Genomic DNA, 14,042 nt, shown 5'->3' with positions numbered 1-14,042 from the left:
AAAAAGCCTTCTTCCCTAGGCTCAGGCTCCTCCAGATGGCAGTCAGCATGGTCACCTTTGAGGGGTGGATGAGCGGCGCAGGCCGGGGTCAGCATTTTGGGTGTGCATGTTTTGGGCAGATAAAAAGCCGGTCTCATCAAGTGGGCGATGAGACCGGCTAGCGGAGGATGGGGGATTTGAACCCCCGAGGGCGTGAACCCAACACGCGTTCCAGGCGTGCGCCATAGGCCGCTAGGCGAATCCTCCAGGTGTCTTGCTTTAGCTACAGCGAACTGTAGCTTCACGAAAGCGAACAGATACGAGCATACCCCACACAACCCACTAACGCAACACGGGCACCTCTTACCGGGAGGCTAAGGCCAGCAGAGAGCGCTTTGCCATCTACCCCGCAGGTGCGCTACAGTAGATGAAGCCCCTTACGTGGCGTTATCTTGGAGAACTCCCCCAGGGCCGGAAGGCAGCAAGGGTATCTGGGCTCTGACGGGTGCGTAGGGGGTCTTTTTATGCCCAAAAACTGGCAGTCAACCCATTATGCTCAGCGTACACAGTTCTTAGAATGTCAGCCACCCCTACTAGACTGTTAAAAACAGTTCCCCCGCTGGTTCTGTATCTGCCCGGACCTGCACGGTTGGGCTCAGCTGTTAGCACTCGAATGAAGGTTTAATGTGAGCACTGCCCTCTACCGCCGTTACCGCCCGGAGTCCTTTGCCGACGTCATCGGGCAAGAGCATGTGACCCTACCTCTCATGACTGCCCTCGAAAAGAACCGGGTCAATCACGCCTACCTGTTCTCGGGGCCGCGCGGGTGCGGTAAGACTACCTCAGCCCGTATTCTTGCCCGCTGCCTCAACTGCGCGCAGGGGCCAACACCCACTCCCTGCGGGGAATGTCAATCGTGCCGCGATCTTTCCCGTGACGGTGGCGGGTCACTCGATGTGATCGAGATGGACGCGGCCAGCCACGGCGGTGTAGACCACGCCCGAGACCTGCGCGAGAGAGCCACTTTCGCCCCGGTGCGTGACCGCTACAAGATTTTTATTATCGATGAAGCCCACATGGTGACCAGGGAGGGCTTTAATGCCCTCCTAAAGATTGTGGAAGAGCCACCGGCTCACATTAAGTTTATTTTTGCGACCACCGAACCTAACAAGGTGCTAGGCACTATCCGCTCCCGCACCCACCACTACCCTTTCCGGCTGGTACCACCCCAAATTCTGGGCCAATACCTGAGTAAGCTCTGCTCAGAAGAGGGCGTGCAGGTAGCTGAAGGGGTCATCCCGCTCGTAGTGCGTGCCGGTGGTGGCTCGGTGCGCGACTCGCTCTCCATTCTGGACCAGCTCATGGCCGGTGCCTCTAGTGAGCAGGGCATTACCTACGATTTGGCCGTTGCCCTCCTTGGCTTTACCCACGGTGAGCTACTTGATGAGGTTGTAGACGCTTTCGCTGGCGGTGAGGCCGCCCAGGTTTTTGCATCGGTGGATCGGGTAATTCAGACCGGTCAGGACCCCCGCCGTTTTGTGGAGGACCTACTTGAGCGCTTCCGCGACCTGATTATTGTCAAAGCTGTTCCCGACACCGCCGGTTCCATTCTGCGCGGCCTTGCAGCTGACCAGCTAGAACGCATGAGAGCGCAGGCCAAGAAGCTTGGCTCTGCCGAACTTTCGCGCGCCGCAGACCTTACCAACGAGGCCCTGAACGAGATGGGCGGGGCGATGAACCCCCAACTCCACTTAGAACTGCTCTGCGCCCGTATCCTGCTCACCTCGGGCGAGCAGAGCCTTGGTGCTCTAGCGGCCCGCCTGGAACGCTTGGAAGGCAAAATAGCTTCTGTCCCGCAGGCTACACCCGCCCAGGGGGCAGCGGGTAGGCAGGGTACTCAAACAGGGCCGTCGTTAAAGCACCCGATGCCCGCTACCTCAGGCCCCACAGCGCAAGAGCAGGGTTCCGGCCCGTCCGCGAGCGCTCCGGCTACCCAGAGCTCTTCTGCTACCGAGCAGGCACCTAAACCCCTAGCAAGTGCGCCCTTTGCCGGCGCTCCCCTAGCTGGTAAGCCACTAGCTGCCCCTCCCCTGAGGGCCCCGGCACAGCCCCCGGCCGGGGTTCCGGCACAGGCCCAGCCTGCAGCCCAAGCGAGCGCACCGGCCCCCGCTACGCCGGCCCCCACCAAGGCTCCCCTAGCAGCGGCAACCACCGGTGAAAACACGGTCAACCTGGTACTCAATTCCTGGTCCGATATTCTTAGCCAGGTGCCCTCCTCTCTGGCCCGTGCCCAGTTTGCCCAATGCCAGCCGGTGCGTTTTGAAAACGGTTCCCTCTTCCTGCTAGCTGAGCTACCCGTGCTTAAGTCCGTCAAGGACTACCTACCTCAGCTCCAGCAGGCACTTCTCAACGTGCTGGGCTTACAGGTTCAGTTGCGTGGTGAAATCAAGCGTCCGGGCGGAGGGTCAGCACCACCCACCAAGCCCACACCCACCGAGCCCACACCCACCAAGCCCACGCCCAGCGGCCCGGTTCCTCATCAGCCCTCCCCGGAGCCGTCACAGGATCCGACCTCACAAGCAATGCCGCTGCCACCAGAAAATACAGAGCGCCCCGATCTTCCTGCCCAGGGGCAGAACCAGGGGCTAGCTTCCCCACCACCGGTTGAGCTAGCCCAGGGACCCCGCGGTGGCGACCAGGCCTGGGAGGCCCACGGCCAGCCGCTCTCAGACCAGCCCCCCTCATGGAGTCCCGATGATTGGAGCGCCCCGGTCACCTCGTGGAACGTGGCGGCAATTCCCAGCGAAGACCAGCAGGTTCCCGCCCAAGAAGAAGCCGCAGGCTCTGCGGAAACCCCACACAGCCCCCACCTGCGCGTCATCGAAGGTGATGCTGATCCCGTAGAAATCGCTAAGGCTCAGCACCCCTCCCAGGGCGCACATGAACGCAACGCCTTTGCGGTAGCGCCCCAAAGGCAGGAAGACCCTGAGGTTGCGCCCACCCCCAAGCAGGAACCGGAAGACCCGGACGAGCCCTCCACTGGCTTTGCCCCTGCAAGACCGGCAGTAGCACCGCTGGCTCCACAGGCAACAGCCCAGGCAACGGTCCAGCACCAAGAGCAGACACCCGCTCCTGCCGAGCAAGGCCAGCATCAGACACAAGAACGCAAGCTGTCTTTCCGGGAACGTCACGCAGCACAAATAGCCGCAGGTAAGCAGGCCCTTACTCAGTCCCAGCAGCAAGCCCCGGTAGAAGAAGCAGAAGACTTCACCCCCAGCGACGACGATGCCGCCCTCGAATCTGCCGTCCTCATTGGGCAGAAGGCTGTTGAAAAAATACTGGGTGGAAAAGTTATTGACGAACAGCCCCTGCACCAGGGCTAGCAAGGAGTTTTTGTGTACGAAAGTGCCGTCCAGAACCTAATTGATGAGCTTGGCCGGCTACCCGGAGTGGGCCCTAAATCGGCCCAGCGCATTGCCTTCTACATCTTGAACTCCGATGCCAGTGAGATGGCTAAACTGACCGACGCTATCGCCCGAGTTAAGAAGACCGTGAGCTTCTGTCAAATCTGCGGGAACGTCTCGGAAACCAAGCTGTGCGCTATCTGCCGGGACGAGCAGCGTGACCCCGCGATCCTCTGCGTTGTAGAGGAGTCCAAGGACGTGGTCGCGGTGGAACGCACCCGCTCCTTTACCGGCCGCTACCATGTGCTGGGCGGTTCTATTAACCCTATGGCCGGTATTGGCCCTGAGCAGTTGCGAATCCGTGAGCTGGTGGCTCGCCTTTCCGATGAGCGTATTAGCGAGCTGATTCTGGCTATGGACCCCAATCTTGAGGGTGAGGCCACGGCAACCTACCTATCCCGCCTGCTGGTGCCTATCGGCATTAGGGTTTCGCGGTTGGCCTCCGGCCTGCCGGTGGGTGGCGACCTTGAGTACGCCGATGAGATTACTCTGGGTCGTGCTTTGGAGGGGCGCCGCATTATCAGTGAGGGCAACCGGGCTGAGACCGCCAACCCTGCCGAGAACTTCCAGGCCGCTCTTGAGGCTGAAGCCCAGCAGGCACAAGCTACCCCGCAAACTAAGGCTCCCCGTGCCCGCTGGTCGGGATCAATGTTTGAAGACCTTGATGCAGAGAAGACCAGCGCACCGGAGCAGGCTCAGGAGCCAGCCCATGCGCCCGCTCAGCCCGGCGCAGAAGCACCGGTCCAAGCCCAGCAGGGGGATTTGAACGAGGTTCTGCTCAGCCAGGAGGTTGCGGCTATCCCCGGTGACCTCTCGCCAGAAGAGCGAGCCGAACGTCTAGCAGCAGCTGCCTTTGAGGCTGAAGCCGGCCAGCCTGATGAGGGCCTGACTGAAGAACGCCAGGAGGCCTACCAATCCAAGCTCAAAGAGCTCAAGAAAACTCCCCTACGTACAGTAGCGCCCAAGGTTCCTCCGATTCCCGGTAAAACCTACGTTAACCCCTGGGTCTAAGCGAATCATTACGGGCTTTATGTCATACGGCTTCACGATGGGTAGGAGTTTCACCCTGGGTGCTGTGGGCACGTAAGATTGTTCTAGCTGGATCAAAAACCCCCTATCACATCACGCACCTGTACTGGAGATAATTCAAATGAGTCTGATTGTCCAAAAATTCGGTGGATCCTCTGTCGCTGATGCCCAAGGCGTCAAACGTGTTGCCCGCCGGATTGTGGATACACACAAGGCAGGCAATGACGTTGTTGTAGTTGTCTCCGCGATGGGTGATACCACCGATGAGCTCCTCGACCTTGCCGCCGAAGTTTCCCCCGGTGCCGGCCCCTCCCGCGAGATGGATATGCTCCTGACCGCCGGTGAGCGTATCTCTATGGCGGTGCTGGCAATGGCTATTAATGATCTGGGTGCTAAGGCGCAGTCCTTTACCGGCTCCCAGGCTGGCATGATTACCGACGGCGTTCATGGTGCCGCCCGCCTGGTTGAGGTTAACCCCCAGCGGATCCAGGAGTCTATTGACCTGGGCAATATCGCCATTGTTGCTGGCTTCCAGGGTATGAACCGCGACAGCCGCGACATCACAACCCTGGGCCGTGGCGGTTCGGACACTACCGCCGTAGCACTAGCAGCAGCACTCAAGGCCGATGTCTGCGAAATCTACTCCGATGTGGACGGCGTCTTTACCGCCGACCCCCGAATCGTCCCCACAGCCCATAAGCTCGATACCGTCACCAGCGAAGAGATGCTAGAACTTGCCGCTAACGGTGCCAAGATTTTGCACCTGCGCTCGGTCGAGTACGCCCGCCGCTTTAACCTGAAACTTCACGTCCGTTCGTCCTTCTCTGATCTTGAAGGTACTATCGTCATTCCCGATGCCCCGGACGGCTTTGAACACACTACTAAGGAGATTCCTTTGGAACAGCCCCTCATTTCCGGCGTTGCCCACGACCGTTCGCAGGCTAAGATCACCGTAGTGGGTGTGCCGGATGTTCCCGGTTCAGCGGCCCAGCTCTTTGGTTTCTTGAACGAAGAGCAGATTAACCTGGACATGATTGTTCAGAATGTGCCCACTGACCGCCCAAACGTCACTGACATTACCTTTACCCTGGATCAGGCGCAGGGCCGCCAGGCTCTTGAACTGCTGGAGGCCCGCAAGGCTGAGCTGGGCTTTGAGGCGGTGGAGTACGATGAGGCCGTTGGCAAGCTCTCCTTGGTGGGTGCCGGCATGAAGGCTAACTCGGGTGTCTCTTTCAAGTTCTTTGAGGCCCTGAGCAAGGCCGGGGTTAACGTCCAGATGATTTCTACCTCCGAGATTCGTATCTCGGTTATCACCGAGCTGGAGAAGCTGGATGAGGCTGTGAGTGCTGTGCACAGCGCCTTTGGTTTGGATGCTGAAGGTGAAGCTACCGTCTACGGTGGCACCGGCCGCTAATTTCTTGCGGCCCCTTGTCTTGGAGCCCCGGCCTGAGCAGTGTCCCCGCTGGTCAAGCCGGGGCTCTTCCAAGAGCAAGGCTGAGCTAGCTTTTGTTACGGATGGGTCCGGCCGAGTATCCGACCTTGTTAGAAGGCACTTAAGGCCCTATTTGCAACAAACCGTTTGTTTTTTCAATAAATTTTAAACATATCTACAAAATCTTTATCCAATAATCCCATATAAACAACCATTATCGCCTCTGACAAGGGGAAATGTATCTATATTACTCATGAGTAGATAGACTTCAAACAAAGAGAGAAGCCGGTTTACTTTGTTACAAAAGACCTTCTCAGGCAGAAAATTTTTTCAAATTATTTAGGGCTCAAAAATCTTCTGCCAGAAGTTGCACACAGGAAAGGGCAACACATTCCTTATAAAACGTTTACCCTAGTTACTGGCGGGTAATGTCTCTCCGGCTCCACTCAATAGCACAGCATCTCTCAGTCAAAAACACGCGCCCACTACCCCAAACGCATCCCAAAAACACAAAAGAGAGGTTGTAAGTCCAAATTTGTCACCTAAACTGGTGGCATGCCTTTACAAATTCTCAGTTCGCGTGAGTGGCGCGCCCAAGCCGCCGCTCATGAGGAGCGCGCAGGCACCTACGCTCTTCCTTTTACCGACCGCCGAGAACGCGGTCACGTCCACCCGGTTGAAGATTTCCTCTTCACCTACTACACCCTCAAACCCGGTCAGTTTATGCGCTGGCACCCTGGGGCAGGCACTATCCTTCTCGATGCCCCAGAGCGTTTGAGGTGGAAGTACTACCGGCCAGCCACAGCCTCAGAGTTGATGCGGGCCGGCATGCCTCTCATGGAAGCCCGGAGGCATGCTGATTCGGGGACGGCAGTTACGGTTGACCACCAGCTCTTTGCCCAAGAACGTAGGTCAGCTCTTGATTTCACGCGCACCATTATCTCCAACACCGCCGAAAAGCCCGGCGAATTCAGCTGCTTCGGCCTCCACGAATGGGCTATGGCCTATAAGTCAGTGGAAAACGATATCCGCCATGACTACCTGAATCTGCGTTTAGGGGCGCAAGGTACAGACCAGGTCGTAGAAAGCCACAAGATTAAGTGCTCGCACTTTGATGCTTTCCGCTTCTTCATGCCTCAGGCCACTGAGCTCAACGAGATCCAGCCCACCCGTGAGGCTCAGCGGAATCTGGAACAGCCGTCATGCCTTCACGCCAATATGGACATCTACAAGTGGGCCTATAAGCTCCTGCCCTTGGTGGACTCAAACTTCCTCATGGATTGTTTTGAGCTCGCCCGGGATATTAGGGAAGTTGATATGAAGGCTTCACCCTATGACCTGCGTGAATGGGGCTATGAGCCTATCGCTATTGAGACCCCCAAGGGTAAGGCCAGCTACGTCAAGTTACAGAAAGACTTTGCTCAGCGCTCACAGGTACTGCGTCACAAGCTACTGGAGAAGATAGACCCCTACTTCACTGAGTTGGCCTGCTCAGCAGAAAAGGTGGCTTAGCCCCGATTCTTCAGTACCTATCAGGGGCCTTACCCACCAGAGGTGGCGGGTAAGGCCCCTGGGTTTAACCAGCTTCTCGGGGCGTGAGCCCCTTCTGAGCTCAGCCCCTAACCTGCCTTCTCAGCTCCCCTTTTCCCAGCTAGCACAGCCAAAAGTGCATCTAGGAGCAAGAAGACCAGCAGACTCAGACCCAGCAGGGGGATGAAGAGGCCAAGAGCTACCGTAAAGACAGCAGTGAGCCCCCAAGCCCATAGGGGGACCTGCCCTAGCGATGAACGGGACGGTGCCGGCCCCAAGCCTCGCTCCCCCTTGGGGCGGCGCTGCCACCACATGATATAGCCCCAGGCGCACATGAGCATGAGCGCCAAGGCCACAAGAAAAAGCGCCAGCTGGTTAGCGATCCCCAGAAAAAGGCCCATATGTAAGGCAATGCCCCAGCTAGTTAGTTTGGCTGGCAGGGGGAAATCCTCAAAGTCAGTTCGGTCAGTTACCTCCAATGTGCCACCATTAATGGCTACTGAATCAGCTTGGGTAGGGTAGGAACGTTTCAGCTCGCGCACCACCCAGGCGGTGTGATCATCGGGGGCCGGACGAATCTCCACAGAGGCTGAGTCGATATTGATGCCCCGGGCTGTACTTAGGATTTTGTCGTAGGAAACAGCGGCAGCTGCTCCTGAGTCGGCCTGAGTTTGAGCGGTCTGTGAGCTGTGGTCGGCGTGCTCCCCACCTCTTGCACTTGAGCTACCGGGTTGCAGCTCCTTGGAAATACTCGGTGTGGTCCAGCTCAGGGCCTGACGAACCTGGCTGACGTTCTCCCCTGCATAGGTTGACCAGGTCAGACCGGTTGCTGAAAGAAAAAGCATAGCCAGAACAAGCCAGAAGCCCAGGGCGCTGTGCCGTGAAAGAGTCCGCAGGTATCCGCGGCCTTTTGAACTCGGCAGGATCGCTTGGCGCTTGTTTTTCATGCGCCGGGCGCGCTGGGCCCAGAGCACCAGGCCACCTAGAGCCAGAACCCAGAGCCAGGAGGCGGCTAGCTCACTATAGATTCGCCCGGGCTCCCCCAGCTGCAGGTCCTTGTGCAGATTACTGACCCAGGTACGGAAGGGCAGGGATCCGCTACTGCCATAAACCGGGTAATCCCCCAGGACCTGGCCCTTGGCGGGGTCAATGAAAACTGCTCGGTAGGTGGATTCTGGCAGGCTCTCATCGGCGTACATGATGCGGGTAGTGGTACCGGGAGCCACCGCAGGGCGAACAGCTACAGGTTTGTCTGAACCCTGGTAGGCGTTAGCGGCGGCCACCTGCTCATCAAGGCTCAGCCGGGTGGTGCTTTCCGGGGCGGTGAGTACATGGCTGTAGATCATTTTTTCGGCTTGCGGTGCAAGGGCGTAGAGCGCACCGCTGGCCGCCGCGATAAAGATAAAGGGGGCGACCAGGATTCCCGCGTAGAAGTGAATTCTCCTCAAGAGGGCATAGAGCCAGGTGCTGGTAGATGGGCGCGGCGAAGCCGCTGAGGGCACAGCGGTGCCCGCAGAAGTGGTGTTCACAGTAAATCTCTTTCGTCTGGCCTGCCTTGTTAAAAGGGCAGGCTCTCTGACAGGCGGTGCATACAGCACCGCCTGATGTGTATTTTTAGAGGGGTGAGGCGAAAGAGAATAGAGGTGGCCCCCGCAGAAGGTGAGGGGTCAGCGTAATAGCGGGGAGTGCTTTTGGCTGGTGCACCGAGCACAGTGCAGAAGTACGAGGGTAGCCCAAGGGCACAAGCAGACCCAGGGAGCTAAGGAGCCTTGCCCACAGGTAGGTGAGGCAGGTGCCAAGTTTCTCTAGGACCAGCTCATAGCGGTAAAAGACCGCTACGGTAATGACCGTGGCAAGCGCGTGCGCCAGGAACATCTGAGTTTCTGCCGGGAAGATACCCAGATAGCCCGGCGCAACCATGTGCATATGAGCCGGTGCCTCTGCGGAAACCGCCTGGCTCAGGGCAACCCCATGATGGGTTGCGTGTCCTATAGCTTGGCTGGGGATCACATGAGCCGGATGGTAGGGCGCATATTCAGCCGCAGATAAAAAGGTGTGGAAAGCAAATTGGCTTGGAGCCACACCGGCGGTAAGACGCACCAGACTCTTACGTGTTCCAGCAAGGAGCGTGCAGACCAGGATAGCCAGTGCTAAAGGTACCAGGAGCCTTGTAGGTGTAGGCGGCACCTGCCCACCGCCTGCCAGGTGAAAGCACAGGCCCATGAAGAGGGCAAAGCAGGCAGAGAGCACCCCTCGGGTGAGTCTTCGGTGACGGTTTTCTGCCTGCATGATAGTCAATTCTAATAGATTTTTAAGCAGGTAGGGTTCCTCACCCGGCCGGGTGAGGAACCCTATTTCTACTTGTCGCAGGCCCTACAAAGAGCTATCTCTAGCGCATAATGTCCGACTACTTCTGGTCTGTAAGAGACCGGTCAAAGCGGTAGACAAAAGCGGCCATAGCATCACGCTTAATGGGCTGGACGGGGCGGTAGCTGCCATCGGGCCAACCTGTGCTGATCTTCTGTTCAGCTAGCCAAGAGATCTCTGTGTAGAAGATGTCGTCGGTGCTGATATCGGTAAAGGGCGAGGTAGCCGGTGCCTGGTAGCCCTGGGCCCCCGATAGACGGTAGAAGAAGGCGGCCATTGCATCACGGTTGACACTTTGCTGGGGCCGGAAAGTACCGTCTTCCCAACCGCGTGCGATACCGGCTTGGTACATCCAGGCGATCTCACGGTAGAAGGGGTGGCTCGTGGGCACATCCTTGAAAGGTGAAACTTCCGGGGCTTGGTAGTCCTGGGGGCCTGTCAGACGGAAGAGATAGGCCGCCATAGCAGCGCGTTCGATATCGGCTAGCGGGCGGTAAGTGCCATCAGGCCAGCCGCGAGCGATACCGTGCTGGGCAACCCACTGAATCTCGGTGTAGAACATGTTATCTGCCTTAACATCACGGAAGATAGGGTCCTGGTTACCGGGGGTCTCCGGCTCAGGGGCAGCAGGCACGGCAATTCGCTCGCCGGTAAAGCTAAAGGTCTTCTCGCTACCGTCTAGAGAACTGACTGCGGTGAAAGTAGCCTCTGGCTGGAAGTAGCCACGCTCCAAGTCCTGGGCGGTAAGGGTGTGACGCGCTGTAGAGCAGGTATAAGTGCCTGCAGGTTTGAGCCCGATCCAACGGCAGTTAGGTTTGGCCGGGAGGGAGAAGCCTTGCTCAAAATTACTGGATGTGGGCAGGGCAGTAAGAGTAAGAGCGGATTCGTTTTTGACCTGGAAACTGTAGGCAATGACATCGCCCTGGGCATAGTACTGCTGAGGCTGTGAAGTCATCTGGCCTGAAATAGCTAGGGTGGGAACTACTTCTGTTTTGCCCAGGCGTACCGGGGCACCGGTGTGGGTTACTTCCTGGCTTCGACTGGGATCTGCTGTGGCCCTGACACTAAATTTTAACTCCGGCACAAAGTAGCCGCGATCGAGGTCTTCTTGAGTAACCGTGTGCTTACCGGTGCCACAGCTGTAACCGGCACCTGCCGCAAGTTTCAAATAACGGCAGTTCTTCCGTTTGGCTTCATGGGGTGCCGGTGGCAGGAACCCGGTATCCAGATTCCCCCCGACCGGTACCACGTCAACAGTTTCCGGTGAGGTGTTAGTGACCGAGAAGTTATAGGTCACTTGTTCTCCCACAGAGTAGGGGTTTGCTACGGTATCCCGAGTCTGAGCCGAGGCCTGAGAAATCTCCACACCCAGGCTCTTATTGCCACTGACGCTAACCCCCAGACTGTAGCGGGATTGGCGGCCGTCCTCACCGGTAAAGACGGCGTCAATGGAGCCTGAACGGGCGGCAGCTGCGGCGGTCAGAGTTAAGGTGACGGTCTGACTTTCACCGGGGGCAAGGGTGATCTGGTCACTCTGGTTACCGGTCAGATCAGCGGTGTCAGCTAAGGTCAGCCTGCCACTAATTGCCCTGTCCTCCTGGTTGGTGATCGTCACCGGAAGGTTCACGCTCTGGCCCGCTTCCACCGTCACAGGCTCAGCACTTAGCGGTGCACACACCACGTTAAGCCAGTCTTGGTTAAAGGTGCCGTAGCGGATATCGGTTTTGTAGCTGGCCTCGTAGAGAACCCCGTAGTTGCCGTTAGAGAGAGCGGTGGCGGAGGAATAGGCACCAGATCCTGGCTGGAACTGGCGGATGCCCGGCCAGGTTTGACCGTCATCGCAGGAAACCCTGGCGGTGAGGTTCTTACGTTGGCTGTTAGCCCCGTTATAGGAGTTAGTGAAGATGAGCTTCTGGGCGTCCTTGCTTCCCTGGGGGGCATTGGGATACATGCGGATAATTGAGGCGTTATTTGTGGGGTCCGGCAGCTCGGCATCTAGGCTTACAGGCCCCCAGGTCTGACCGCCATCGGAGCTGATAGCCACCTTACGGAGGTGGGAGTTGGAACTATCGCGTGAGTTCATCATGACCCGGCCATCTGAAAGCTCGACCACTTTGTTCTCATCCATACCGGTTCCCACAAAGTTACCGCGCTGCCAGGTTTGACCGTGGTCATCTGAATAGAGAGAGTAGGCCTGGATAGCCTCTGAACCATCAGCTTGCTTGACCTTACCTGCAAACTGCTGTATGAGCCTGCCCTTGTGTGGGCCGTATTTAAGCTGGATTCCCTCGCCCGAGCTAGCAAAGGTGCTTTTGACATCCCCGGGCAGGGGGTTAGCCTTGCTGGTTCCGGGCTTGGCAATGGGGGTAATATCCCGGGGCTTACTCCAGGTGATACCCCCGTCGCTAGATTCCGTGACAACAGCGCCAATGACATTGCGGTCATTGGCTATATCGTTGCCGTACTCGCTGTGGTGGAAACCCTGATCCTGGGAGTAGACGAAGAAAGCAAAGACCTTGCCAGCTTCCCGGTCCACGACAAATGAGGGATCTGAGTACCCGTATTTTTTGGTCCCGGCGGTGGGTAGCTGTCCCTGGGCGATGTAACTGATCTCTGACCAGCTAGCACCGTAGTCGGTGGAACGGCGCATGAGAATAGAGTTAGGGTTAGGTGCATCGCTCGCGTTATTGGGGCGGCCGTCCCAGGCAGCTAGGACAACGCCATCACCGAGGTCGGCTAGGGCTGGGATGCGGTAATTTGAGGCATCCCCGAAGAGGGTGTCTGCTAGGTTCTGCTCGGTGTAGCTGCCCGGGGCTCCGGTGGGCCCTGGGAGGGGAGCGGGGAGCGCCTGGGCTGGGAGTGTGCCGGCCAGGGCCATGACAGAAAGGGTGGGTATGGTCAGAAAACGACCGAGTGTGCGTCTCAAGGGTAGCTCCTGAGGGTAGGTGCCTGGTTTTTCTCAAAAATAAACGTGTGTCTCAAGACACAGGTTCACTCAATACCCTACAGCCTAAGACATCCTACCTCCAGACCCAGGGGCTATTTTTCGGCTCCTGAAACCCATCTACAGGTACCCCAATGTGCCCCGCGACACTCCACCCCCGTGTAAAATGAGAGCTGGCTTTAATTAGATTCCAGCACCCAAGGAGTGCCCCTTCATGGCCCGTATTGTTGTTGACGTTATGCTCAAGCCCGAGATCCTCGACCCCCAGGGCAAGGCCATCGCCCATGAGCTTCCCCGCATCGGCCTCTCCAATTTCACCGATGTCCGTCAGGGCAAGCGTTTCGAGCTGACCGTTGATGGCCCCCTGACCGATGAGCTCCTCGCCCAGGCCCGCCAGGCAGCAGAAGAACTGCTGTCTAACCCGGTCATCGAAGACGTCATCAACGTCCAGGCGCTGGAGGACTAAACGGTGGCAGAATCTCTCGCAGCACACGACGTTCCCCTGGTTGGCGATTTCTCCACCGCCAGCCCCGATACCGCTCTAGCGGGTATCCGAGTTGGTGTGGTGACCTTCCCCGGCACCCTCGATGACCGCGACGCAGCCCGCGCCGTACGTCTAGCCGGTGGCACCCCCCTACCGCTGTGGCACAATGACGCAAACCTACACCAGGTAGATGCAGTCATTGTTCCCGGCGGTTTTTCATACGGTGACTACCTCCGCGCCGGGGCTATTGCCGCCAAGGCTCCGGTGATGGCTCAGGTCGTTGAAGCGGCGAGCGCAGCGGGTACATCCGGCTCCTCCCCCCTGCCGGTTCTGGGCATCTGCAACGGTTTCCAGATTCTGACCGAGACGCACCTGCTCCCCGGCTCCATGATTAAGAACGATCACCGTAAGTTCATCTGCCGTGACCAGATTCTACGCATCGAGAACAGCCAGACCGCCTGGACCTGCGATTTTGAGCAGGGCCAGGAGATTGTGGTGCCTCTCAAGAACCAGGACGGCCAGTATGTAGCCGATACCAAGACCCTGGACGCTCTTGAAGCTGAGGGCCGGGTGGTCTTCCGCTATGTGGGCCATAACCCCAACGGCTCACGCAACGATATTGCAGGTATCTGTAATGAGGCAGGCAATGTGGTTGGCCTGATGCCTCACCCCGAACACGCCGTTGAACCCGGTTTTGGGCCCTCATCCTCTGGTTTTGGCCCCGTGGGCCTGCGTCAGGGTGCTGATGGCCTGGGCGTTTTCACCTCTGTTCTTAAGAAGCTGGTCAAGGCCTAGCGGGCCCCACCGAAGGAT

The 14,042-nt window shown here is 58.0% G+C and carries 9 protein-coding genes, 1 tRNA gene and 1 other RNA gene; 7 read left to right on the top strand and 4 right to left on the bottom strand.

What is annotated here, in order from left to right; all coding sequences use genetic code 11:
* Positions 1-161 precede the first annotated feature (161 nt).
* Positions 162-246: transfer RNA gene (locus ACN080_RS02740), tRNA-Ser, on the bottom strand.
* Between the two features lie 161 nt (positions 247-407).
* On the opposite strand from ACN080_RS02740, the gene ffs reads away from it, so the two are divergent.
* The 5 genes from ffs (at position 408) to ACN080_RS02715 (ending at position 7,416) form a co-directional block, all read left to right on the top strand.
* An RNA gene (gene ffs / locus ACN080_RS02735) (signal recognition particle sRNA small type) lies at positions 408-504 on the top strand.
* Positions 505-665: 161 nt separating this feature from the next.
* Positions 666-3,362 carry a DNA polymerase III subunit gamma and tau gene (locus ACN080_RS02730; RefSeq protein ID WP_419112981.1) on the top strand — a complete coding sequence of 899 codons (2,697 nt, stop codon included), beginning with the start codon at positions 666-668 and terminating at the stop codon, positions 3,360-3,362.
* A gap of 12 nt (positions 3,363-3,374) precedes the next feature.
* Positions 3,375-4,454, top strand: a complete 1,080-nt coding sequence (gene recR, locus ACN080_RS02725; RefSeq protein ID WP_419112980.1) for a recombination mediator RecR — start codon at positions 3,375-3,377, stop codon at positions 4,452-4,454.
* Positions 4,455-4,593: 139 nt separating this feature from the next.
* On the top strand, positions 4,594-5,886 hold the full coding sequence (locus ACN080_RS02720) for an aspartate kinase (RefSeq protein ID WP_419100379.1): 1,293 nt from the start codon (positions 4,594-4,596) through the stop codon (positions 5,884-5,886).
* 573 nt (positions 5,887-6,459) lie between these two features.
* Complete coding sequence (locus ACN080_RS02715) at positions 6,460-7,416, top strand: 3-methyladenine DNA glycosylase (protein ID WP_419112979.1); 957 nt, start codon at positions 6,460-6,462, stop codon at positions 7,414-7,416.
* Positions 7,417-7,523: 107 nt separating this feature from the next.
* Here the strand turns inward: ACN080_RS02715 and ACN080_RS02710 are convergent, their stop codons facing one another.
* From ACN080_RS02710 to ACN080_RS02700, 3 genes are all read right to left on the bottom strand, one after another.
* Positions 7,524-8,963: a PepSY-associated TM helix domain-containing protein gene (locus ACN080_RS02710; protein ID WP_419112978.1), complete on the bottom strand. Its 1,440-nt coding sequence runs from the start codon at positions 8,961-8,963 to the stop codon at positions 7,524-7,526.
* An 85-nt stretch (positions 8,964-9,048) separates the two neighbouring features.
* On the bottom strand, positions 9,049-9,723 hold the full coding sequence (locus ACN080_RS02705; protein WP_419111087.1) for a hypothetical protein: 675 nt from the start codon (positions 9,721-9,723) through the stop codon (positions 9,049-9,051).
* A gap of 118 nt (positions 9,724-9,841) precedes the next feature.
* Positions 9,842-12,727 carry an S-layer homology domain-containing protein gene (locus tag ACN080_RS02700; protein WP_419112977.1) on the bottom strand — a complete coding sequence of 962 codons (2,886 nt, stop codon included), beginning with the start codon at positions 12,725-12,727 and terminating at the stop codon, positions 9,842-9,844.
* Positions 12,728-12,959: 232 nt separating this feature from the next.
* Here ACN080_RS02700 and purS point away from each other — a divergent pair, with 232 nt between their 5' ends.
* Both purS and purQ read left to right on the top strand, forming a co-directional pair.
* Positions 12,960-13,211, top strand: a complete 252-nt coding sequence (gene purS, locus ACN080_RS02695) for a phosphoribosylformylglycinamidine synthase subunit PurS (protein ID WP_419100374.1) — start codon at positions 12,960-12,962, stop codon at positions 13,209-13,211.
* A 3-nt stretch (positions 13,212-13,214) separates the two neighbouring features.
* The gene (purQ, locus tag ACN080_RS02690) at positions 13,215-14,024 is read left to right on the top strand and encodes a phosphoribosylformylglycinamidine synthase subunit PurQ (protein WP_419100373.1); all 810 of its coding nucleotides are present in this window, start codon (positions 13,215-13,217) and stop codon (positions 14,022-14,024) included.
* Positions 14,025-14,042: the final 18 nt, after the last annotated feature.

It is taken from the genome of Rothia sp. CCM 9416 (genome assembly GCF_048513535.1).
Taxonomy (GTDB): domain Bacteria; phylum Actinomycetota; class Actinomycetes; order Actinomycetales; family Micrococcaceae; genus Rothia.
The sequence above is the reverse complement of the archived record's forward strand: the minus strand, read 5'-3'. Positions and strand labels throughout refer to the sequence as shown.